Origin of the sequence: Pseudomonas sp. UBA7530 (assembly GCF_002479365.1) — a bacterium.
In the GTDB taxonomy this organism is placed as follows: Bacteria; Pseudomonadota; Gammaproteobacteria; order Pseudomonadales; family Pseudomonadaceae; genus Aquipseudomonas.
In genome coordinates, this window is sequence record NZ_DLMS01000007.1 from 64691 (window position 1) to 85239 (window position 20549).

The following is a 20549-nucleotide window of genomic DNA, read 5'->3' on the forward strand; positions in this document are numbered from 1 at the left end:
CCTTTTATTAGAAAGAGAAATGCCATGTTCAAACGCCTGCTGATCTCGCTGGCTGGCACCCTTATGGTGCTTGCCGGCGCCGCACGCGCCGAAGTCGACCCGGACTACACCGTGGTCCTGTTGACCGAGAACTTCCCGCCCTACAACATGGCCATCAATGGCAAGAACTTCGCCCAGGAGGACAATATCGACGGCATCGCCGTGGATATCGTCCAGGAAATGTTCAAGCGTGCCGGGGTCCGCTACAACCTGACCCTGCGCTTCCCCTGGGATCGCATCTACAAGCTGGCCCTGGAAAAGCCGGGCTACGGGGTATTCGTGACTGCCCGCCTGCCCGAGCGCGAAGAGACGTTCAAGTGGGTCGGCCCCATCGGCCCGGACGACTGGGTAATGCTCGCTCAGGGCGACAGCCCGGTCACACTGACCGGTCTCGACGATGCCAAGCGATACCGTATCGGCGCCTACAAGGGCGATGCCATCTCCGAATACCTGAGCGAAAAGGGCGTCGAGCACAGCACCTCGCTACGTGACCAGGAAAATGCGCGCAAGCTGGCGACCGGGCAGATCGACCTCTGGGCTACGGGTGACCCGGCCGGTCGTTACCTGGCCAAGCAGGAGGGCATCTCCGGCCTCAAGACCGTTTTGCGATTCAACAGTGCCGAGCTCTACCTGGCGCTGAACAAGGAAACGCCTGACGAGATCGTCGCCAGGCTGCAGGCCGTCCTGGATCGGATGCGCGCCGAAGGCTTCGTCGAAAAGACCCTGAACAGCTACCTGTAAGCACCGAACATGCGACCGGCCACGTGCCGGTCGCTTGCCATGGATGGCAGCGCCACCGAGTGCCGATGACCGGGCTCGGGCCCATGCAAGGATGTGGCTAGCCATAACCACAAATCACGCGAGCGGTACGTCTTATGCTGAAAACTCTGAAGAAAAGCCTGTTCGTCGCCCTGTTTCTCGCCTCCGGCTTCGCCCATGCGGAGCTGCCGGCGGACTACAAGGTGGTGCTGCTGACCGAGAATTTCCCGCCCTTCAACATGGCGGTGGACGACAAGAACTTCGCCCGTGACGACGGTATCGATGGCATCAGCGCCGACATCGTGCGCGAGATGTTCAAGCGTGCCGGCATCGATTACACCCTGACCCTGCGCTTCCCCTGGGATCGCCTCTATCGCCTGACCCTGGACAAGCCCAACTACGGCCTGTTCTCCACCACCTATACCGAAGAGCGCAAACCGCTGTTCAAGTGGGTCGGCCCGCTGGCCAAGACCGGCTGGGTGCTGCTCGCCGCGCCGGGCAACGACATCAGGGTGTCGAGCTTGCAGGACGCTGCCAAGTACCGCGTCGGCGCCTACAAGAACGATGCGGTCAGCCAGCATCTGGAAAGCCAGGGGCTGGAGCCGATCAACGCCCTGCGTGACCAGGAGAACGTGAAGAAGCTGGTGCGTGGGCAGATAGACTTGTGGGCCACCACCGACCCGGTCGGCCGCTACCTGGCCAAGCAGGAAGACGTCAGCGGCCTCAACACCGTGCTGCGTTTCAATGACGCCGAACTTTACCTGGCGCTGAACAAGGACACCCCGGACGAGGTCATCGAGCGCCTGCAGAAAGCGCTGGACGAGATGCGTGCCGACGGCTTCATCGACGACATTACCGAGAACTATCTGTAACCGGTTGCCGGGCACAGGCTCGTGGCTCGCGGCGCGCGTCCTACGGGTCGCGTGCCAGGCAGGGCGGGCGTAACCCGCGACGGATAACGCGCTGGGTTATACCCGGCCTAGATGAAAACGCCGCAATTTCGCGAGGAAATTGCGGCGTTTTTCATTACCGTTCGGCTCAATTGCCGCGCGTGACGCTCAGGCCCTTGAGCAGGTTGAGTGCCTGGCTCAACTGGTAGTCATCGTCCTGCGGGCGCTCGGTGCGAGCGGCCTGGGCGATTCGGCTCGGGCGATCCGCGCCACCGTTGCCATTGCCCAGGTGGCCCTGCAGATCGGCTTCCTTGATGCCTTCAGCGTCCTGCTCGCGGGTGACCTTGGCGCGTGCCACTTCGATATCGGGGACGATGCCCTGAGCCTGGATCGAGCGGCCGTTGGGGGTGAAATACAGCGCCGTGGTCAGCTTTAGCGCGCGGTCGTTGTTCAGCGGCAGCACGGTCTGTACCGAGCCCTTGCCGAAGCTGTCGGTGCCCATCAGTACCGCGCGTTTGTGATCCTGCAGGGCGCCGGCGACGATTTCCGAGGCCGAGGCGCTGCCGCCGTTGATCAGCACCACCAATGGCACGCCTTCGCTGGCATCGGCCGGGTCGGCGTTGAAGCGCAGCTCGGAGTTGGCCAGGCGGCCTTCGGTGTAGACGATCAATCCGTTCTTGAGGAAGTGGTCGGCCACTTCCACCGCAGCCTGCAGCACGCCGCCCGGGTTGTTGCGCAGGTCCATGACCAGGCCGCGCAGCTTCTTGTTGCCGTTCTCCTGGCGCAGCTTGGTCAGCGTCTTGCCGACCTCCTCGCCGGTGTTGACCTGGAACTGCGAGATACGCAGGTAGCCGTAGCCGTCTTCGAGCATCTGGCTCTTGACGCTACGCACCTTGATCACCGCGCGGGTCAGCGTCAGGTCGAACGGGCGGCCGCCGTCGCGCACCAGGGTCAGCTCGATCTCGCTGCCGGCTTTGCCGCGCATCTTTTCCACCGCTTCCATCATCGACAGGCCCTTGGTCGGCTGGCCATCGATCTTGACGATCAGGTCACCGGGCTGGATGCCGGCTTTCGAGGCGGGCGTGTCGTCGATGGGCGAAACCACCTTGACGAAGCCATCCTCCATGCCGACCTCGATACCCAGGCCGCCGAACTCGCCGCTGGTGCTTTCCTGCAGATCGGCGAAGGCTTCCGGCTCGAGGTAGGCCGAGTGCGGGTCGAGGTTGCTGAGCATGCCCTTGATGGCATTCTCCAGCAGGGTCTTGTCGCTGACCGGCTCGACATAGGCGGCCTTGATGCGGTCCATCACCTCGGCAAAGGTGCGCAGATCATCCAGCGGCAGCGGGGCCTTTTCGCTTGCTACCGCTGCTGGCGCGGGGGCAGGCTCGGCGGCATGCAGGGCTGGAACGCCGAGCAGCAGCCCGAGGGCCAGGGCCAGGCAGGTGGGGCGAAAGCGATGAGACATCAAGAGAACTCCTAAATGGATAAGGCGCTTATCCCTGCGCGCGGCACCACTGTGCCGGATCACTCGGGCGACCGTTCTGGCGAATGGCGAAGTACAGTGCCGATGCATCCTGGCCGCCGCTACTGCCGACGGTGGCGATGGGGTCGCCGGCCTTGACCACGTCCCCGGCATTCTTCAGCAGGCTCTGGTTGTGGCCATACAGGCTCAGATAACCATTGCCATGGTCGAGAATGACCAACAGACCGGCGCCACGCAACCAGTCGGCGAAAACCACTCGGCCGCCGTGCACGGCACGCACCTGGCTGCCGGCGGCGGCGCCGATCAGCACGCCATCCCACTTAGTACGAGCGTCGCCGCCGCGAGGGGTTCCATAGCGTGCTACCAATCGGCCATCGACCGGCCATGGCAACTTGCCGCGCGCGCTGGCGAAAGGCCCGCCATAGACAGCGCCTGAGCTGACCAGTGGCCCGCTTTGCTGGCTGGCTTGCTGATTGCCCGGGCGCGCCTGCTCTGCCTTCTGAGCAGCAAGCGCGCGCTTGCGCGCTTCCTCGGCCTCGCGCGCTTGGCGCGCGAGGGTTTCCTCGATGGTCTTGAGTACGCGGCCCAGTTCGGCCTGTTCCTGCTCGCGTGCCTTGAGCCGCTGATCGCGGCTGGCGAAATCACGGTTGAGCTTGGCCAGTGCCTGCTGGCGCTCCTTACGCGCCTCGGCGAGTTTGGCGTGACGTTCATCGAGGCCCGCCTTCTGCGCCTGTAGCTGGGCCTGGTGACTGGTGATTTCCTCTTCGACGTTGGCCAACTGGCGCAGGGTCTCGTTGAACGCGGCGAGCTGCTCGACACGCGCCTGGCTGAGGTAGTCGTAGTAGGTGAGGGTGCGCGAGAACTTTTCCGGGTTCTGCTGGTTGAGCAGCAGCTTGACGTACTCCTGGCGGCCGCTCTGATAGGCGGCGCGGGCCTGGATGGCGATCAGGCGTTGCTGTTCAGTACGCGCGCCCTGGAGTTTTTTTTTCTCCTGATCCAGGCGCTGGATTTCGTCCTCGCTGCCCTTGAGTTCGCGCTGCAGTTCCTTGACCTGGTTTTCCAGGTCGCCCATCTCGGTCTCGGTCTTCTTCAACTGCTGCTGCACGCCGGATTTCTCCTGCTGCAGTTTTTCCAGCAGTTTCTTCAGCTCGGCGACGTCCTGGCGCGCGGCTTCCAGCTGGCGCTGGGTATCGGCGCGCTGATCGGCGATGGCCGGAGCGATCAGGCTGCTGAGCAGAATCAGGGCAAGGATGCGAAGCATGGGCGAGGCGACACCTGGCGGAGTAGCGAATGGCGCTTAGTATGCCTAAAAAAGCAGCGGCAAGCTGCAAGCCGCAAGCGGTAAGAAGAGCGAAAGTGGCGCGTAGCCCGGATGCAACCCGGGGGGCGATCTCCGGATTGCATCCGGGCTACGATTCTTGCGTTCTATTCCAGTTCGACGATGGTCTTGCCGGTCATCTCGGCCGGTTGTTCCAGGCCCATCAGCTTGAGCAGGGTCGGCGCCACATCGGCCAGCACGCCGCCTTCGCGGATGCGCGCCGGACGCTGGCCGACGTAGATGAACGGCACCGGCTCGCAGGTGTGGGCGGTGTGCGCCTGGCCGGTGCATTCGTCTTCCATCTGCTCGACGTTGCCGTGGTCGGCTGTGATCAGCGCTTCGCCGCCGACCTTCTCCAGCGCGGCGGTGATGCGGCCGACGCAGCTGTCGAGGGTTTCCACGGCCTTGACCGCAGCCTCGAACACGCCGGTATGGCCGACCATGTCGCCGTTGGCGTAGTTGACGATGATCACGTCATAACGCTGGTTTTCGATGGCATCGACGATCTTGTTGGTGACTTCCGGCGCGCTCATTTCCGGCTTCAGATCGTAGGTGGCGACGTCCGGCGACGGAATCAGGATGCGCTCTTCGCCCTCGAACGGCTCTTCGCGGCCGCCGGAGAAGAAGAAGGTGACGTGGGCGTACTTCTCGGTCTCGGCGATGCGCAGCTGGGTCTTGCCGTTCTTCGCCAGGTATTCGCCGAGCACGTTGGTCAGGGCTTCCGGGGCGAAGGCGCTGGGGGCTTTGATGCTCGCCGCATACTGGGTGAGCATGACGAAGCCGACCTGCGGCGCACGCTTGCGCTCGAACTCCTTGAAGTCGGGTTCGACGAAGGCGCGGGTCAGTTCGCGGGCGCGGTCGGCGCGGAAGTTCATGAATACCACGGCGTCGCCGTCCTCGACCTGCACCGGCGCGCCGATGGTGGTGGCCTTGACGAACTCGTCGCTCTCGCCGCGCTCGTAGGCGGCCTGCAGGCCGTCGGTGGCGCTGGCGGCGTTGAACTGGCCGGCACCGTCGACGATCAGGTGGTAGGCCTGCTCGACGCGGTCCCAGCGGTTGTCGCGGTCCATGGCGAAGTAGCGGCCGGTGATGCTGGCGATGCGGCCCTTGCCGAGGCGGGCGAAGGCGGAGTCGAGCAGCTCGATGGACGGTTGCGCGCTTTTTGGCGGGGTGTCGCGGCCGTCGAGGAAGGCATGCAGGTAGATCTTCTCGGCGCCGCGCTTGGCGGCCAGTTCGGCCATGGCGACGATGTGATCCTGGTGGCTGTGCACGCCGCCGTCGGAGAGCAGGCCGAGGATGTGCACGGCCTTGCCGGCGGCGACGGCCTTGTCCACGGCCTGGTTGATCGTCGCGTTATCGAAGAATTCGCCGTCGCGGATCGCCTTGGTCACGCGGGTGAAGTCCTGGTAAACCACGCGACCGGCGCCGAGGTTCATGTGGCCGACTTCGGAGTTGCCCATCTGCCCGTCCGGCAGGCCGACGTCCATGCCGCTACCGGAGATCAGGCCGTGCGGGTAGGTGGCGCGCAGGCGGTCGTAGACCGGCGTGCTGGCGGCGTGGATGGCGTTGTATTCGGGGTTGTCGCTGTGACCGAAGCCGTCGAGGATGATCAGGACCAAGGGTTTTGGCGTGGCACTCATTAAACTGGCTCGCTCTGCGTCTGAGGGGGCAAGGGAACAGCCCGGCATTTTAGGGCCAAGCGCCTGGCGCGTCACTGCCAGACGGGGTTTGGCCGACCTGTGGGGCTGTGTATACTGGCCGGCATTTTACCGTCCTGGGCCATATAGATGTTCGCCAACCTGATTGAATTCATCATTAATCACTACGTCCTGGCAGGAATGTTCGTCGTTCTGCTGGTGCTGCTGATCGTCACCGAAATGCGCAAGGGCGGGCAGAGCCTGTCGAGCCGCGAACTCACCGCGCTGGTCAACGGCGACAAGGGCGTGGTGCTCGATGTGCGCGCGCAGAAGGACTTTTCCGCCGGCCATATCGTCGGCTCGCTGCACATCCCTTATGACAAGGTGGTTGCACGTATCGGCGAACTGGAAAAGCACAAGGCCAAGACTATCGTCGTCGTCGACGCCATGGGTCAGCACGCCGGCAGTATCGCTCGCGAGCTGAAGAAGGCCGGCTTCACCGCCGCCAAGCTGTCCGGTGGCATCGCTACCTGGCGCGGCGACAACCTGCCGCTGGTGAAGTGATATGAGCCACGTTGTCATCTACTCCAGCGACTGGTGCCCCTATTGCATTCGTGCCAAGCAACTGCTGACCAGCAAAGGGGTGGACTTCGAAGAAATTCGTGTCGACGGGCAGCCGGCCATCCGCGCAGAGATGACCCGCAAGGCCGGGCGCACCTCGGTGCCGCAAATCTGGATCGGCAGCACCCATGTCGGTGGCTGTGACGACCTCTATGCCCTGGAGCGCGCCGGCAAGCTCGACGCGCTGCTCAAGAGCTCCGAATAATCCCGCTATTTAAGGAAGACAAGGCCATGACCGAACAAGCAAACAATCCAGCTGCCGCCGCTGACGAGCAGAGCCCGCAATTTTCCCTGCAGCGCATTTACGTCAAGGACCTGTCCTTCGAAGCGCCGAAGAGCCCGGAAATCTTCCGTCAGGAGTGGACGCCGAGCGTCGGTCTGGACCTCAACACCCGCCAGAAGGCCCTGGAAGGAGACTTCCATGAGGTGGTGCTGACTCTGTCTGTGACCGTGAAGAACGGCGAAGAGGTCGCCTTCATCGCTGAAGTGCAGCAGGCCGGTATCTTCCTGATCAAGGGCCTCGACGCCGCCTCGATGAGCCACACCCTCGGCGCCTTCTGCCCGAACATCCTGTTCCCGTACGCCCGTGAAGCGCTGGACAGCCTGGTGACCCGCGGCTCGTTCCCGGCCCTGATGCTGTCGCCGGTGAACTTCGACGCACTGTACGCCCAGGAGCTGCAGCGCATGCAGCAGGCCGGCGAGACCACGGCTCAATAAGCCGCCTCTGGTTTCAGGAAACGCCGTGATTGCATCAAGCAATCGCGGCGTTTTCATTTGTGCATCGGCGTGGGTGAGTCCATGTCCGCGGATCGGGGCAGAAAGCTTCGCGGTCAAGACCGCTCCCGCAAGGTTCGCGCAAGCCGGTAGTCCGGAAGGCAAGCCGCGCCAGGCCGTTTTTGTGGGAGCGGACTTGTCCGCGAGTCGGGGTGGGAAAGCTTCGCGGTCAAAACCGCTCCCACAGGGTTCGCGCAAGCCGGCAGTCCGGCAGGCAAGCCGCGCCAGGCCGTTTTTGTGGGAGCGGACTTGTCCGCGAATCGGGGCGGGAAAGCTTCGCGGTCAAGACCGCTCCCACAGGGCTCGCGCAAGCCGGTAGTCCGGAAGACAAGCCGCGCCAGGCCGTTTTTTGTGGGAGCGGACTTGTCCGCGAATCGGGGCGGGAAAGCTTCGTGGTCAAGACCGCTCCCACAGGGTTCGCGCAAGCCGGCAGTCCGGAAGACAAGCCGCGCCAGGCCGTTTTTGTGGGAGCGGACTTGTCCGCGAGTCGGGGTGGGAAAGCTTCGCGGTCAAAACCGCTCCCACAGGGTTCGCGCAAGCCGGCAGTCCGGAAGATAAGCCGCGCCAGGCCGTTTTTGTGGGAGCGGACTTGTCCGCGAATCGGGGCGGGAAAGCTTCGCGGTCAAGACCGCTCCCACAGGGCTCGCGCAAGCCGGCAGTCCGGAAGACAAGCCGCGCCAGGCCTTTTTGTGGGAGCGGACTTGTCCGCGAGTTGGGGCGGGAAAGCTTCGCGGTCAAGACCGCTCCCACAGGGTTCGCGCAAGCCGGTAGTCCGGAAGGCAAGCCGCGCCAGGCCGTTTTTGGGGGAGCGGACTTGTCCGCGAGTTGGGGCGGGAGAGCTTCGCGGTCAAGACCGCTCCCACAAGGTTTGCGCAAGCCGGTAGTCCAGTAGGCAAGCCGCGCCAGGCCTTTTTGTGGGAGCGGACTTGTCCGCGAATCGGGGCAGGAAGCTTCGCGGATGAGTCCGCTCCCACAGAATGCCGCTGCGTCAACCTGTGGGAGTGGCTTCTCAGCTGCCTGCGAAACCGTTCTGCCGCCAGGCCTCGTACACGGTGACGGCTACGGTATTGGACAGGTTCAGGCTACGGCAACCCTCGCGCATCGGCAGGCGTACGCGCTGCTGTGGCGGCAAGGCGTTGCGCACCTCTTCCGGCAGGCCACGGCTTTCCGGGCCGAACAGGAAGGCGTCGCCGGGCTGGTAAGCAATCTCGTGGAACGGCTGCGAGCCCTTGGTGGTGAAGGCGAACAGGCGTGGCTGGCCGAGGGATTCAAGGCAACTCTGCAGGTCAGGGTGGCGCTTGAGCGTGGCGTATTCGTGATAATCCAGGCCAGCACGGCGCAGGCGCTTGTCGTCCAGCTCGAAGCCCAGCGGCTCGATCAGGTGCAACTGGCAGCCGCTGTTGGCGCACAGCCTGATAATGTTGCCGGTATTCGGTGGAATTTCCGGTTGAAAGAGGATGACGTGAAACATGCAGCACTCCGAGCACTGGGACGAGCGCCATTCTACGCCGCCGGAAGATCCGCGGCCGCGTTTGCGCTGGCGTTTTATGGCGTCGGTGATGCTGATCGCCTTTCTCGTCGGGTTGATGCTCGGGCGTCTGTTCGATCCGCCACGTTTGCATATCGAGGAGATCGAGCCCTGGGAACAGGGGCTGCAGCTCTCGCTCAACCGCGAGCCGCAGGCACAAAGCGAGCATATCGACGGCGCCCTGGTGTATCGCTACGAGGATGCCTATGGGCGAGTGCGTGCTGGCCAGCTCCAGCTACCGCTGGGTCTGGTGAACTGGCGCCTGGAACGTGACGGACGGGATCTGCTGCTGGTGCTGGTGTCAGCTCGCCCGCTGGACGGGGAGTGGCGCGGTGCGTGGGAGGATGGACGTTGGCGTGCGCGCCTGGCGCTGCGTCCCAAATAAAGAGGGGATTCCCCGGCCTGCCTGTACCAAGGTCCCCGAAACGGGTGGCGCCGTGCTCGTTGACCGAGCCGTGGCGCACTGCATGACGCGTTGTCGCGTTGAATAAAGAAGGGGATTCCCCGGCCTGCCTGTACCAAGGTCCCCAAAACTGGGATTGCCTTAGCATATGCAGGTGGTGTGCCAATTTTATTACCGAAGCGGCAAGGCCGCGATTTCTCTGGGCTCCAGGCCCTCGGGCGAGGGCCACGGCGCCAATTGCGGCGCCGTGGTGCACCAGCGTGCAGCGCGGTGCACCGCAGGTGCACCACACCGCAGTTAGGCGCGTCAGCGAGGCAGCAGCTTCAGCGTGCCCTGGCTGTTGGCTTTGATGTCGGCTTCGCTCAAGTGCTGCGGCTGATACTCGCCAGCCACATGGACAGCGGCCTGATCGCCATAGTGCCTGTCGAAAGGTACGCCGCTCTGGCCCACGGGAACGCCGCCCAGGGCGTTGCCTGCGTCACCCAGGTCGACCAGGCGTCGGGTCGAGGGACCATAGACCACGGGCCAGGGCGCCGGGCCGATCTTGTGCGACAGGTTATTCGGCGTTTCATGGCCGCCAGGCGCGGCCAACGGGCCGACGTTGAGCAGCCAGGCCAGCGGCTGCTGCTGGCCAAGCGGATGGCTGTGAGTGAGGGTGTGGCCACGGCCCCAGGCCCACGCTTCGACATCGTCGCCAAAAACGCTGCGCAGGTGCTCCAGGCTGGCGCGCCAGGCCTCGGCGACGATCTGCGCGCGGCTCTCGCGCTGCTCGCTACCCTGGCGATTCCACCAGGGCGAGTCGGCATTGGCGGTCAGGCGCGGCAGCGCAGTGTCGAGCGCGCGGGTTTGCAGCAGGCTGTCGAAGAACACCTCGCCCAGTTCGTCGGCCATGGCTTCGTGGGCGAGTTGATAGGTCAGCTGGTTGAACAGGGTGGCCGCCACGGAATCGAGTGCGTGGTCGCCATTCCACTGCGCCAGTTGCTCCACCAGCGCGCGCTCCTGATCGTTCGCCGCTGCGCTGCGCAGTTCGTCGAGAATCGGCGCAAGCAGGCGTGGGCCGTAGCCGGTGCCTGGATCGAGCTGCAGCGCCTGGCTGTTGTGCGTATCCCATTTCACCGAGGCATCGCTCAGGTGCTGGTTCAGGCGTTGGCCGCGATCAGGCAGGTTGTAGTAGCCGGGAATCTCGATACCGCTGGCCGGCACGGGCTGGTAGTTGGCCGAGAGGATGTAGCCGCGCTGCGGATTCTCCTCCTGCGGGTTGGCGCTGAAGGGGTGATAGCCGAGCTTGTCGGCATCACCGCTGGCGCCGTCGAGAATGAAGGTCGGGTTGACGCCTTCCGGGCGCAGCGGCAGCTTGGCCGCGGCCCACCAGCCGATATCGCCGCCGGCGTTGGCCCAGATCACGTTGAGCCCGGGTGCCTCGATCTTCTCGACCGCAGCGCGGGCCTTGTCCAGGCTGTCGGCACGGTTGAGCTGGTAGAAGGCATCGAGCATAGGGTTGTCGGTTTCGAGGAAGGCCCACCACATGGCGATCGGCGTGCTGCCGGTGGTCTGGCCCAGGGCATCGTTGATGATCGGCCCGTGCGGCGAACGGCGCAGAGTGATCTGCACCGGCTCGGCGTCCTTGACGCGGATGGTTTCCGTGCGTTGCTCGAGGTCGACCCAGCCGCCCTGGTACCAGACCTGATTGGGGTTGCCCGGGTTGACTCGCTCGGCGATCAGGTCGAGGTCGTCGTTCTGGAACATGGTCAGGCTCCAGGCGAAGTCGCGGTTATGCCCGAGCATGGCGCTGGGAATCAACGCATGGTGGTAGCCGTACAGCTCGTAGCCGGGTGCCTGCAGATGCGCTTCGTACCAGACGGCCGGCAGCGAGAAGCGAATGTGCGGGTCGCCGGCCAGCAACGGCTTGCCGCTGGCGGTGCGGCTGCCGGAAACGGCCCAGGCGTTGCTGCCCTCGAACTGGGGCAGGCCGGTGCCCTCCAGGGCGCCGTTGCTGAGCTGGGCGAGGGCGGATAGGTCCTGCCAGTCGCTGGCGGCGAGGGCGGTACCGACCACACCCTGCGGGTGCCAGTCGAGATCGAAGAGCTTGAGGTAGTCGGCGCCCAACTGGTCGCGGATATGGGTCATCACCGGCTCGGTGCGCAGGGCTGCAGCGAAGCTGTAGGCCATGTAGCCGGCGACGCTGAGGGTGTCGGCGATGGTGAAGGGGCGCGGCTCGATGCCCAGCAGGTCGAACTCCAGCGGGTGCGGGCGGCTGGCCTGGTACTGGTTGACCCCTTCGAGGTAGTGCTGCAGGGCCTGGGTGGATGGGCTGTCCGCGTCCAGGCGCGCGGCGTAGGCGTCGGCATGACGGCCGATTTCCAGGGTGCGGAACAGGCGGTCGGTGGGCACCAGCTTCTCGCCGAGCACCTCGGCCAGTTCACCGCGCGCCAGGCGCCGCAGCAGCTCCATCTGGAAAAGGCGATCCTGGGCGTGGACGAAACCGAGGGCGCGGTACATGTCCGCTTCATCTTCGGCGTGGATATGCGGCACGCCGCGTTCGTCGTAGTCGACAGTGACCGGTGCCTGCAGCGCGCCGAGCACCAGCTCGCCGTCGCGTTGCGGTTGTTTGTCGTGCAGGTACCAGGTCAGGCCGCCTGCGGCTGCGGCAATCACCAGCGCAAGGGCGGTCAGGGAACGTTTCATCCAGCGATCCTTATTGTTGTGAGGCAAGCGTGCAGGCATTTTGCTCAGGCGCATACGTATCGGCATTGACCATATGCCTCAATGCTGAAAGTCTATGGTCAATACATATTCGAAGCCGCCATGACCGATAACGCATTCGTTGCCCTGACCCATTCCTCGACCCTGCGCCGGCTGCTCTACGAGGCCCTGGCTGCGCTGGGGTTCGATCCGACCGATACCTACCGCCGTGCCTATGCCGGTGTGCCGCTGGCGGCGCCGCTGCTGGAAGCGCGCGAGGAGCACGACAACGCACCGCGCTTCTGGCAGGCGTTGGAAGGCATCAGCGGCGATGTCGACATCGGCCTGCATCTGGGCGAGAGGATGCAGCCGCGGCCGATGGATGTGGTCAGCTACCTGTTGCTGGCGGCGCGCGATCTTCGCCAGGGCCTGCAGGCCTTCGTGCGCTTCCAGCACATCCTCTCCGGTGGTTTTGCTGCGCGCTTGGAGGAGCAGGGCGATGAAGCGCGCCTGGTGATCGATCTCAACTACCGCGAAGTCGGCTCATTGCGCCAGCAAATGGAATGCCTGGCGGTGCTGCTTAGCAAGATGCTGGCCGCGGCTGCCGGCGGCGAGCTGCCGCTGGTGGGCGTCGAGTTTCGCCACCGGGCGCCGCGCAAGCTCGCCGAGCATCGCCGTCTGCTCGGCGTCGAGCCGCGGTTCGCGCAGCCGCACGATGCGCTGATTCTGCCGCGTGCACTGCTTTCGCGGCCCTCGCGCAGCGCCAACCCGCGGCTGTTCGATGTGCTCAGCGAGGAGGCCGAGAAGCAGTTGGCGGAGCTGGTGGAGAACCAGTTGCTGGTGCGGGTGCGCTACTGGCTGGAGGTCAATCTGGGCAATGCGACCTGCAGTCTGGAGGCCTGTGCGCTGGCTCTGGGTAGCAATCGCAGTGCCTTGCAGCGGGCCCTGAGCGAGCAGGGCAGCAGCTTTCGTACGTTGCACGATGAAGTGCGCCGTTTGCGTGCGCTGCGCCTGCTCGATCAGGGCCTGGGCGTCCGCGAAGTGGCACGAGCCTGCGGTTTCGCCGAACTGTCGCCGTTCTACCGCGCCTTTCGCCGCTGGCAGGGCGACACGCCACGTGGTTTGGTGGCGCGCCACGGATTGACTAGCGGTTGAGGCGCTTTCGTAAGATGGGTTAGCCGCCTGTCGCAATTATCAGTCGACTCGCCATATCAGCTGCGGTGTAACCCACCGCCGGCGCAACGCGATCTACCGCCTGGTGGGTTACGCGACGCACTACCTGCGCGGCGCCTGTGCGATTTGCCACGAGCGTCGCTAACCCACCCTGCGGGGTCATTCGGCGTCGGGTTCGGCCCACTCACAGAAGCAGCCCACCGCCAGGGTGTTGCTGGCGTCCACCTTGCGTCCGGCTGCCAGCGCTTCGAGTATGGGTTCGATGAAGCTGTTGCTCGAGTTGCACACCAGGCCTTCGCTGTAAGGGCCAAAGTAGGCCAGTCGGCCCTGCCTGTCCCAGATCGCGACGGCGGGGCTGGCCGGCAGGTTGGCGCTGCCGGGCAGTTCGCCCAAGGGCTGCAGCGCAGCCAGTTCGGCGGGCAGGCGGCCCTGGCTGCCGGGCTTTTGTACGACATGGAACTGCACGCCTTGCGGGGCATAGTGTTCGATCAGCTCGGCGAGATGCTGCTGGTTGCCGACGTTGCACGGGCAGGCCGGGTCCCAGAAGTGCACCAGGCGGATCGCGCCGGGTCCGCTCAGCTCGGCGGGCAGCTGCAGCTCGGCGCCGGAGAACACTGCTGCGCGCTCGTCGAAGGTGCGCAGGTAACGCGTTTCGAACCAGCGGTAGGCCAGCGCCAGACCGACCAGCGAGGCCAGGGTGAGCAGGGCAATGAGCAGGTTCTTGCGGGACAGGCGGGGCATGATCGGGCCAGGTAAAAAAGGGCGTGTAGCTTGCCACGATGCGCCTGGCAGCTGAATATCGCAGCATTCGAGGAGTTGTCGCGGGGATCGCCCAACATTCGCCCGCAATTGATGGGAAGCCTTATGTCAGAGCCGTTTCAGCCCGATCAACTACGCCCTCTGCTGCGACCCTTGGCCGCAGCACGCCTGGATTTGCCCGCACTGCAGGCCTATCGTAGCTTCTACGGCTTCGACCTGGCTGCGCGCTTTGCTGGTCTGGACAACCGCCTCGGCAGCTTCAATGCCGCCGGCTACCAGATCGCCGTGCAGCTGTGGGCGCCGGCCGAGCCGCAGGGCACCCTGCTATTGCTGCACGGCTATTACGATCATATGGGCCTGTACCGGCACGTGGTCGATTGGGCGCTGAGCATGAATTTCGCCGTGCTCGCCTGCGATCTGCCGGGGCATGGCCTGTCCAGCGGTGCACGCGCCAGCATCAGTGACTTCGCCGAATATCAGCAGGTTCTCAGTGGCCTGTTCGAGCAGGCCAGCGACCTCGGGCTGCCACAACCCTGGCATCTGTGTGGCCAGAGCACGGGCGGCGCGATTCTGCTGGATTATCTGCTCGCCGATGGCAAACGGCCGGAGCTGGGGCAGAGCATCCTCCTCGCGCCGCTGGTGCGGCCGCGTGCCTGGGGCTGGTCGAAGCTCAGCTATCGCCTGCTCAGCCCTTTCGTGCGCGAGATCCCGCGGCGCTTCAGCGACAACTCCAGTGACGCCACCTTCATCGATTTCGTGCACAACCTCGACCCGCTGCAGCCGCGCAGCCTGCCGACCTCCTGGGTTGGTGCGTTGGCTCAGTGGGTGCCGAGGATCGAGGCGGCCGGGCGCAGTGAACACAGCCCGCTGATCATTCAGGGCGAGGCGGACATGACGGTGGACTGGCGCTATAACCTCGAGGTATTGCAGGACAAGTTCCGTCAGCCCGAGGTTCTGCGCCTGACTGAGGCGCGCCATCATCTGGCCAATGAGAACGAGGCGCTGCGGCGGCGCTACTTCGATTTCCTGCGCGAGCGACTGGCGTGATTCCTTGCGGCCTCAGGTAGGAGCGGATTTACCCGCGATGGGCGTTAGCGCCGGAACCGCTGGGATCGCGAATAAATTCGCTCCTACAAGGGGCGTCGCATTTCAGATATCCTGAGGCGACGGTTGCCAGGAGAGGGGTAGGAGCGGATTTATCCGCGATGGGCATTGGCGCCGGAACCGCAAGAATCGCGAATGAATTCGCTCCTACATGAGCGCGCCGACTCACGCTGGTTTCAGATGCCCTGGGGCGCGGGCTCCAGCTCGTTGGTGCTCATGCCCACGGCCAGGCCGGCACGCAGCGATTGCAGGGCGGCCTGGTAATAGGCCTTGCCGGCGTCGGATTGGGCGAATTCGACGAATTGCTCCAGCTCCGGATCGCTCAGCTCGCGGTAGACGTGCAACAGGGTGTTGTCGAGGTCCTGCTCGATCTGCGCCATCAGGCGCTCGCGCTGGCCATTGAGCAGCCCCTGGGCCTCGCCGCCGCCGAGCAGGCCGGGAATCATCTGGCTGAGGCTGTCGGCCGCCACGCCGGCCAGTGCCAGGCTGACTTCGGCGCCGGCCTCCTTGGCGGGAATGGCCTGGGCCAGGTGACGAATCAGCAGGCGACGGGTGGCGTCGGCGTCGGTGCGCGGTAGGCCGTTGGCGTACTTGGCCAACTGATCGCTGCGGGTAGCCAGCGTCTCTGCGGCGACGATCTTGCGACCCAGCGCAGATTCGAAGAAGGCCAGCGCCGGCTGCGGGTCGGCCAGCTCCACGCGTAGGCTGTTCTGCGCGCGCTGATCGATGGCGGCAGCGGCGAAGCGGCGGTTGCTGTTATCCACCAGTGCCTGGAACACCGCCGGTGGCAGTGTGCTGCGGTAGCGCTGCTGGGCGGCGTCGAGTGCCTGGTTGAAATGTTCGCGCTGTTGCGGCCAGCCTGCAGCCTGGTAAAGGCGCAGGTGATCGTCGGCCAGGGCCGGCCAGCTCAGGCCAATCAGCAACAGGGCAAACAGAACGCGCATCGAGAACTCCTTGGCAAACTTTCCCAGCCGGCCGCAGGCTGCTGCGGCCGGTTATTTTCGGTGGCTGACAGGGGCTTGTCGAGCTATGTCTAGCGGCCATCCGGCGCTGTACAATCGCCGCCATGACCGAACCCTGCCAGCAAGACATCTTTTCCAACCTTATAGACGACCTCGACAGCCAGGGCTGGTCGCAACGGGCGTTGTTCGCCCCTGAGATTCTGACCCGCGAACTGGCCAGCGAGTGCCGTAAGCGTGAGCGCAGTGGCGAGCTGAGCGCGGCCAGTGTTGGCCGTGGCAGCGCCCAGCAGGTGCAGGAGGGCATTCGCGGGGATCGTATCCAGTGGCTGGAGCCAGGCGAGAGCGAGGCCTGTGACCGCTATATGCAACTGATGGACGAGCTGCGCCAGACGCTGAATCAGGAGCTGTTTCTCGGGCTCGAGGATTTCGAGTGCCATTTTGCCTGCTACGAGCCGGGCGCTTTCTACCTGCGCCATCTCGACCGCTTCCGTGACGATGATCGACGTACGGTCTCGGCGGTGCTGTACCTGAACGACAACTGGCAGGCCGAGCAGGGCGGCGCGCTGCGCCTGTACCTGAATGACGGGCGCGAGCATGACGTGCTGCCGCAGGCGGGCACCCTGGCGCTGTTTCTTTCCGGAGAAATGCCCCATGAGGTGCTGCCCGCCACCCGCGAGCGGCTGTCGCTGACGGGCTGGTTCCGGCGCCGCGGCACGGACGTGCTCTGAGCGAGGGAGGGAGTCGATGCACAAGATACTGGTCAGCCGCTGCCTGCTCGGGCACCGGGTGCGCTACGACGGTGGCGCCCATGGCCCCTTCGATCTGCTTCAGCAGTGGCTGGACGAGGGGCGGGTAGTGGCGCTGTGTCCGGAAGTGGCGGGAGGCTTGCCTACACCGCGTCCGCCGGCGGAGATCCGTGGTGGCCAGGGCAGCGCGGTGCTGGACGGCCGATTGCCGGTGCTGACGATCGAGGGTGAGGATGTTACCGCCGCCTTCGTCGACGGCGCCGAGCAGGCGCTGGCCTTGGTGCGTGAGCATGGCATCCAGCTGGCCCTGCTTAAGGCGCGCAGCCCATCGTGCGGCAATCTGGAGAACTACGACGGCAGCTTCGGTGGTGTGCGGGTGCCGGGCGAGGGCGTCACTGCGGCCTTGTTGAAGCGAGCCGGGGTGACGGTGTTCAACGAAACGCAGCTCGGTGATGCGGCTGCCGAGCTGGCGCGGTTGGAGCAGGCTTGATGTAGCCCGGATGCAATCCGGGGCATGAAACTGTCGCGGCCTTTAGCCGGTGCGTACGGCGCACCCCTAGGATTACGAAGGCTGCGCCAGTGCCGCGCGAGGGCGTCACCGTGGCCTTGTAGGAGCGAGCTCTGCTCGCGAACAGATGCTTCGCGAGCAGAGCTCGCTCCTACAATTGCCCGCCGACAAATCGCGGGCAAAGAAAAAGGGAGGCCGAGGCCTCCCTTTTTCATTTCTACATACCACCGGGGCTCGCGAGCTAGAGCGAGACAAGGCAGGAGCGACCGCGGAGAGCGGAGTTTACGTCAGTAAATGAGCATCTCCGAGGTCGTTCCCAACGCCGTATCGCCGACGCGCAGCAGCTCCGGCTTAGAACAGCACGCGGCTGCGGATGGTGCCGTTGACCTGCTGCAGTTTCTCCAGTGCCAGGTCGGAGTAATCGGCGTCGACGTCGATCACCACGTAGCCGACCTTGTCGTTGGTCTGTAGGAACTGGCCGGAGATATTGATGCCGTTGTCGGCGAACACCTTGTTGATCTCGCTCATCACGCCCGGCACGTTCTCGTGGATGTGCAGCAGGCGGTGCTTGCCCGGGTGCGCCGGCAGGGCGACTTCCGGGAAGTTGACCGAGGACACGGAAGTACCGTTGTCGCTGTACTTGACCAGCTTCTCGGCGACTTCCAGGCCGATGTTGGCCTGCGCTTCGGCGGTGGAACCACCGATGTGCGGGGTCAGGATCACGCGATCCAGACCGCGCAGCGGGCTTTCGAACTCTTCGTCGTTGGACTTGGGCTCGACCGGGAACACGTCGATAGCCGCGCCGATCAGGTGCTCGTCCTTGATCGCATTGGCCAGGTGATCCAACTCGACCACGGTGCCGCGTGCGGCGTTGATCAGGATGCCGCCCTTCTTCATGGCGCGGATTTCCTTCTCGCCGATCATCCACTGGGTGGACGGCAGCTCCGGTACGTGCAGCGAGACGATGTCGCACAGGCCCAGCAGCTCGTACAGGTCGCCGATCTGCGTGGCGTTACCCAGCGGCAGCTTGGTCACGGTGTCGTAGAAGAACACCTGCATGCCCATGGCCTCGGCCAGTACCGAGAGCTGGGTACCGATGGAGCCATAGCCGATGATGCCCAGCTTCTTGCCGCGGATCTCGAAGGAGTTGGCTGCCGACTTGATCCAGCCACCGCGGTGGCAGGAGGCGTTCTTCTCGGGAATGCCGCGCAGCAGCAGAATGGCCTGGGCCAGTACCAGTTCTGCCACCGAACGGGTGTTGGAGTAGGGCGCGTTGAACACGGCGATACCGCGCTCGCGGGCAGCGTCCAGGTCGACCTGGTTGGTGCCGATGCAGAAGCAGCCGACGGCCACCAGTTTCTTCGCGCAATCGAAGACCTCGGCGGTCAGCTGGGTGCGCGAGCGGATGCCGATGAAGTGCGCGTCGGCGATCTTCTCTTTCAGCTCATCGCCGGACAGGGCGGTCTTGAGGTACTCGATGTTGCTGTAGCCGGCGGCCTTCAGCGTGTCTACGGCATTCTGGTGGACGCCTTCGAGAAGAAGGAACTTGATCTTGCTCTTGTCGAGAGAGGTCTTGCTCATCGGAGTACCTGTTGTCCCAGGGGTGTTTTCAGGGAAGGGCCGAGAAACTCAGCCAGCGCCCGCAGATCGCTGCATGGCTCGATTCACGGGGTGCGTATGCTAGCATGTTCGCCTTTTTCAATGCTCGGTTGCGACCTGAATGGTTCTCAGGGCGACCATGAATCCTTTGAGAGTTCCGTAGATGACCACCCCCGCCCAGATCGAAGAGCTGAAGACCCTGGTTGAGCCCGGCAAGGTGCTGACCGATGCCGATTCCCTGGAAACCTACGGCAAGGACTGGACCAAGCAGTTCGCTCCGGCGCCTTCGGCCATCGTCTTCCCCAAGTCCACCGAGCAGGTGCAGGCCATCGTGCGCTGGGCCAATCAGCACAAGATCGCTCTGGTGCCGTCGGGCGGCCGCACGGGGCTGTCCGCCGCTGCGGTGGCGGCCAATGGTGAGGTGGTGGTGTCGTTCGACTACATGAACCGCATCGTCGAATTCAACGAATACGACCGCACCGTCGTCTGCCAGCCGGGCGTGGTGACCAAGCAGCTGCAGATGTTCGCTGAAGAGAAGGGCCTTTATTACCCGGTGGATTTCGCTTCAAGCGGTTCCAGTCAGATTGGCGGCAACATTGGCACCAATGCCGGCGGAATCAAGGTCATTCGCTACGGCATGACCCGTAACTGGGTCGCTGGCCTGAAGGTGGTCACCGGCACCGGCGAGCTGCTGGAGCTGAACCGCGATCTGATCAAGAACGCCACCGGCTATGACCTGCGTCAGCTGTTCATCGGCGCCGAAGGCACGCTGGGCTTCGTCGTCGAGGCCACCATGCGCCTGGAGCGCGCGCCGAAGAACCTCACCGCGATGGTGCTCGGCACGCCGGATTTCGATTCGATCATGCCGGTGCTGCACGCCTTTCAGGGCAAGCTCGACCTGACCGCCTTCGAATTCTTCTCCGACCGCTGCCTGGAAAAGATCCTCGGCCGTGGCGACGTGCCGGCACCGTTCGAGAGCCGCACGCCGTTCTACGCCCTGCTGGAGTTCGAGGCGCTGAACGAAGACGTGGCCAACGAAGCCTTGGCGACCTTCGAGCACTGCGTCGAGCAGGGCTGGGTGCTCGATGGCGTGATGAGCCAGAGCCAGCAGCAGCTGGAAAACCTGTGGAAGCTGCGCGAGTACATCTCCGAGACCATCAGCCACTGGACGCCCTACAAGAACGACATCTCCGTGACCGTCGGCCAGGTGCCGGCCTTCCTCAAGGACATCGACGACATCGTTTCGGCCAACTACCCGGATTTCGACGTGCTCTGGTACGGCCACATCGGTGACGGCAACCTGCACCTGAACATCCTCAAGCCTGAAACGCTGGCCAAGGAAGACTTCTTCGCCAAGTGCGCGGTGGTCAACAAGTGGGTGTTCGAGATTGTCGACAAGTACAACGGCTCGATCAGCGCCGAGCATGGCGTTGGCATGACCAAGCGCGACTACCTGCAATACAGCCGCTCGCCAGCCGAGATCGCCTATATGAAGGCGATCAAGGCGGTGTTCGATCCCAACGGCATCATGAACCCCGGCAAGATCTTTAACTAAGAGGGGTGC

General features: G+C 64.3%; 19 protein-coding genes. 11 read left to right on the forward strand and 8 right to left on the reverse strand.

Translation table 11 applies throughout. From position 1 onward, the window contains the following. The first annotated feature begins 24 nt into the window (after nucleotides 1–24). Both B2U07_RS11740 and B2U07_RS11745 read left to right on the forward strand, forming a co-directional pair. Nucleotides 25–780 carry a substrate-binding periplasmic protein gene (locus B2U07_RS11740; protein ID WP_275546811.1) on the forward strand — a complete coding sequence of 252 codons (756 nt, stop codon included), beginning with the start codon at nucleotides 25–27 and terminating at the stop codon, nucleotides 778–780. Between the two features lie 134 nt (nucleotides 781–914). Beyond that, a complete protein-coding gene (locus tag B2U07_RS11745; RefSeq protein ID WP_275546812.1) occupies nucleotides 915–1670 on the forward strand; it encodes a substrate-binding periplasmic protein in 756 nt (251 codons plus the stop codon). A gap of 166 nt (nucleotides 1671–1836) precedes the next feature. Here the strand turns inward: B2U07_RS11745 and B2U07_RS11750 are convergent, their stop codons facing one another. The 3 genes from B2U07_RS11750 to gpmI form a co-directional block, all read right to left on the reverse strand. Continuing rightward, nucleotides 1837–3153: a S41 family peptidase gene (locus B2U07_RS11750; protein WP_275546813.1), complete on the reverse strand. Its 1317-nt coding sequence runs from the start codon at nucleotides 3151–3153 to the stop codon at nucleotides 1837–1839. 28 nt (nucleotides 3154–3181) lie between these two features. Then, nucleotides 3182–4432: a murein hydrolase activator EnvC family protein gene (locus B2U07_RS11755; protein ID WP_275546814.1), complete on the reverse strand. Its 1251-nt coding sequence runs from the start codon at nucleotides 4430–4432 to the stop codon at nucleotides 3182–3184. Nucleotides 4433–4596: 164 nt separating this feature from the next. After that, nucleotides 4597–6129: a 2,3-bisphosphoglycerate-independent phosphoglycerate mutase gene (gene gpmI / locus B2U07_RS11760; RefSeq protein ID WP_275546815.1), complete on the reverse strand. Its 1533-nt coding sequence runs from the start codon at nucleotides 6127–6129 to the stop codon at nucleotides 4597–4599. 147 nt (nucleotides 6130–6276) lie between these two features. On the opposite strand from gpmI, the gene B2U07_RS11765 reads away from it, so the two are divergent. From B2U07_RS11765 to secB, 3 genes are read left to right on the forward strand one after another with little or no spacing between them, the layout of a single operon-like run. Further along, the gene (locus tag B2U07_RS11765; RefSeq protein ID WP_197859257.1) at nucleotides 6277–6690 is read left to right on the forward strand and encodes a rhodanese-like domain-containing protein; all 414 of its coding nucleotides are present in this window, start codon (nucleotides 6277–6279) and stop codon (nucleotides 6688–6690) included. Between the two features lies 1 nt (nucleotide 6691). Further along, entirely contained in the window at nucleotides 6692–6952 is a 261-nt protein-coding gene (grxC, locus tag B2U07_RS11770; protein WP_275546816.1) for a glutaredoxin 3, read from the forward strand. Between the two features lie 26 nt (nucleotides 6953–6978). Continuing rightward, a complete protein-coding gene (secB, locus tag B2U07_RS11775) occupies nucleotides 6979–7464 on the forward strand; it encodes a protein-export chaperone SecB (RefSeq protein ID WP_275546817.1) in 486 nt (161 codons plus the stop codon). 1066 nt (nucleotides 7465–8530) lie between these two features. Here secB and trmL read toward each other — a convergent pair. Further along, nucleotides 8531–8992 carry a tRNA (uridine(34)/cytosine(34)/5-carboxymethylaminomethyluridine(34)-2'-O)-methyltransferase TrmL gene (gene trmL / locus B2U07_RS11780; protein ID WP_275546818.1) on the reverse strand — a complete coding sequence of 154 codons (462 nt, stop codon included), beginning with the start codon at nucleotides 8990–8992 and terminating at the stop codon, nucleotides 8531–8533. Between trmL and B2U07_RS11785 the strand changes: the two genes are divergently transcribed. Continuing rightward, entirely contained in the window at nucleotides 8991–9434 is a 444-nt protein-coding gene (locus tag B2U07_RS11785) for a hypothetical protein (protein ID WP_275546819.1), read from the forward strand. The two genes, trmL and B2U07_RS11785, sit on opposite strands and share 2 nt — an antisense overlap. A gap of 324 nt (nucleotides 9435–9758) precedes the next feature. Here the strand turns inward: B2U07_RS11785 and B2U07_RS11790 are convergent, their stop codons facing one another. After that, a complete protein-coding gene (locus B2U07_RS11790) occupies nucleotides 9759–12137 on the reverse strand; it encodes a penicillin acylase family protein (protein ID WP_275546820.1) in 2379 nt (792 codons plus the stop codon). Between the two features lie 120 nt (nucleotides 12138–12257). On the opposite strand from B2U07_RS11790, the gene B2U07_RS11795 reads away from it, so the two are divergent. Beyond that, nucleotides 12258–13289, forward strand: coding sequence for an AraC family transcriptional regulator (locus tag B2U07_RS11795; protein WP_275546821.1), 1032 nt, complete (start codon nucleotides 12258–12260; stop codon nucleotides 13287–13289). Nucleotides 13290–13466: 177 nt separating this feature from the next. Here B2U07_RS11795 and B2U07_RS11800 read toward each other — a convergent pair whose 3' ends face one another. Then, nucleotides 13467–14048, reverse strand: a complete 582-nt coding sequence (locus B2U07_RS11800; protein WP_275546822.1) for a DUF6436 domain-containing protein — start codon at nucleotides 14046–14048, stop codon at nucleotides 13467–13469. 123 nt (nucleotides 14049–14171) lie between these two features. Between B2U07_RS11800 and B2U07_RS11805 the strand changes: the two genes are divergently transcribed. Continuing rightward, nucleotides 14172–15113, forward strand: a complete 942-nt coding sequence (locus tag B2U07_RS11805) for an alpha/beta hydrolase (protein ID WP_296277030.1) — start codon at nucleotides 14172–14174, stop codon at nucleotides 15111–15113. Between the two features lie 233 nt (nucleotides 15114–15346). Here B2U07_RS11805 and B2U07_RS11810 read toward each other — a convergent pair whose 3' ends face one another. Next, nucleotides 15347–16114 carry a hypothetical protein gene (locus B2U07_RS11810; protein WP_296277032.1) on the reverse strand — a complete coding sequence of 256 codons (768 nt, stop codon included), beginning with the start codon at nucleotides 16112–16114 and terminating at the stop codon, nucleotides 15347–15349. A 122-nt stretch (nucleotides 16115–16236) separates the two neighbouring features. Between B2U07_RS11810 and B2U07_RS11815 the strand changes: the two genes are divergently transcribed. Next, entirely contained in the window at nucleotides 16237–16860 is a 624-nt protein-coding gene (locus B2U07_RS11815; protein WP_296277035.1) for a 2OG-Fe(II) oxygenase, read from the forward strand. Nucleotides 16861–16876: 16 nt separating this feature from the next. After that, complete coding sequence (locus B2U07_RS11820; protein WP_296277037.1) at nucleotides 16877–17368, forward strand: DUF523 domain-containing protein; 492 nt, start codon at nucleotides 16877–16879, stop codon at nucleotides 17366–17368. Between the two features lie 369 nt (nucleotides 17369–17737). On the opposite strand, the gene serA is transcribed toward B2U07_RS11820, so the two are convergent. Further along, nucleotides 17738–18967 carry a phosphoglycerate dehydrogenase gene (gene serA / locus B2U07_RS11825; RefSeq protein ID WP_296277040.1) on the reverse strand — a complete coding sequence of 410 codons (1230 nt, stop codon included), beginning with the start codon at nucleotides 18965–18967 and terminating at the stop codon, nucleotides 17738–17740. Nucleotides 18968–19148: 181 nt separating this feature from the next. Here serA and B2U07_RS11830 point away from each other — a divergent pair, with 181 nt between their 5' ends. Further along, complete coding sequence (locus B2U07_RS11830; RefSeq protein WP_296277042.1) at nucleotides 19149–20540, forward strand: FAD-binding oxidoreductase; 1392 nt, start codon at nucleotides 19149–19151, stop codon at nucleotides 20538–20540. The last annotated feature ends 9 nt before the right edge of the window (nucleotides 20541–20549 follow it).

Bases quoted from the DNA above. Each gene is read 5' to 3' on its own strand.
- B2U07_RS11790 (WP_275546820.1), bottom strand. From the start codon at position 12,137: ATGAAACGTTCCCTGACCGCCCTTGCGCTGGTGATTGCCGCAGCCGCA.
- B2U07_RS11830 (WP_296277042.1), top strand. From the start codon at position 19,149: ATGACCACCCCCGCCCAGATCGAAGAGCTGAAGACCCTGGTTGAGCCC.
- grxC (WP_275546816.1), top strand. From the start codon at position 6,692: ATGAGCCACGTTGTCATCTACTCCAGCGACTGGTGCCCCTATTGCATT.
- secB (WP_275546817.1), top strand. From the start codon at position 6,979: ATGACCGAACAAGCAAACAATCCAGCTGCCGCCGCTGACGAGCAGAGC.
- B2U07_RS11765 (WP_197859257.1), top strand. From the start codon at position 6,277: ATGTTCGCCAACCTGATTGAATTCATCATTAATCACTACGTCCTGGCA.
- B2U07_RS11755 (WP_275546814.1), bottom strand. From the start codon at position 4,432: ATGCTTCGCATCCTTGCCCTGATTCTGCTCAGCAGCCTGATCGCTCCG.
- B2U07_RS11740 (WP_275546811.1), top strand. From the start codon at position 25: ATGTTCAAACGCCTGCTGATCTCGCTGGCTGGCACCCTTATGGTGCTT.
- trmL (WP_275546818.1), bottom strand. From the start codon at position 8,992: ATGTTTCACGTCATCCTCTTTCAACCGGAAATTCCACCGAATACCGGC.
- gpmI (WP_275546815.1), bottom strand. From the start codon at position 6,129: ATGAGTGCCACGCCAAAACCCTTGGTCCTGATCATCCTCGACGGCTTC.
- B2U07_RS11800 (WP_275546822.1), bottom strand. From the start codon at position 14,048: ATGCCCCGCCTGTCCCGCAAGAACCTGCTCATTGCCCTGCTCACCCTG.
- B2U07_RS11810 (WP_296277032.1), bottom strand. From the start codon at position 16,114: ATGCGCGTTCTGTTTGCCCTGTTGCTGATTGGCCTGAGCTGGCCGGCC.
- B2U07_RS11745 (WP_275546812.1), top strand. From the start codon at position 915: ATGCTGAAAACTCTGAAGAAAAGCCTGTTCGTCGCCCTGTTTCTCGCC.
- B2U07_RS11785 (WP_275546819.1), top strand. From the start codon at position 8,991: ATGCAGCACTCCGAGCACTGGGACGAGCGCCATTCTACGCCGCCGGAA.
- serA (WP_296277040.1), bottom strand. From the start codon at position 18,967: ATGAGCAAGACCTCTCTCGACAAGAGCAAGATCAAGTTCCTTCTTCTC.
- B2U07_RS11750 (WP_275546813.1), bottom strand. From the start codon at position 3,153: ATGTCTCATCGCTTTCGCCCCACCTGCCTGGCCCTGGCCCTCGGGCTG.
- B2U07_RS11805 (WP_296277030.1), top strand. From the start codon at position 14,172: ATGTCAGAGCCGTTTCAGCCCGATCAACTACGCCCTCTGCTGCGACCC.
- B2U07_RS11820 (WP_296277037.1), top strand. From the start codon at position 16,877: ATGCACAAGATACTGGTCAGCCGCTGCCTGCTCGGGCACCGGGTGCGC.
- B2U07_RS11795 (WP_275546821.1), top strand. From the start codon at position 12,258: ATGACCGATAACGCATTCGTTGCCCTGACCCATTCCTCGACCCTGCGC.
- B2U07_RS11815 (WP_296277035.1), top strand. From the start codon at position 16,237: ATGACCGAACCCTGCCAGCAAGACATCTTTTCCAACCTTATAGACGAC.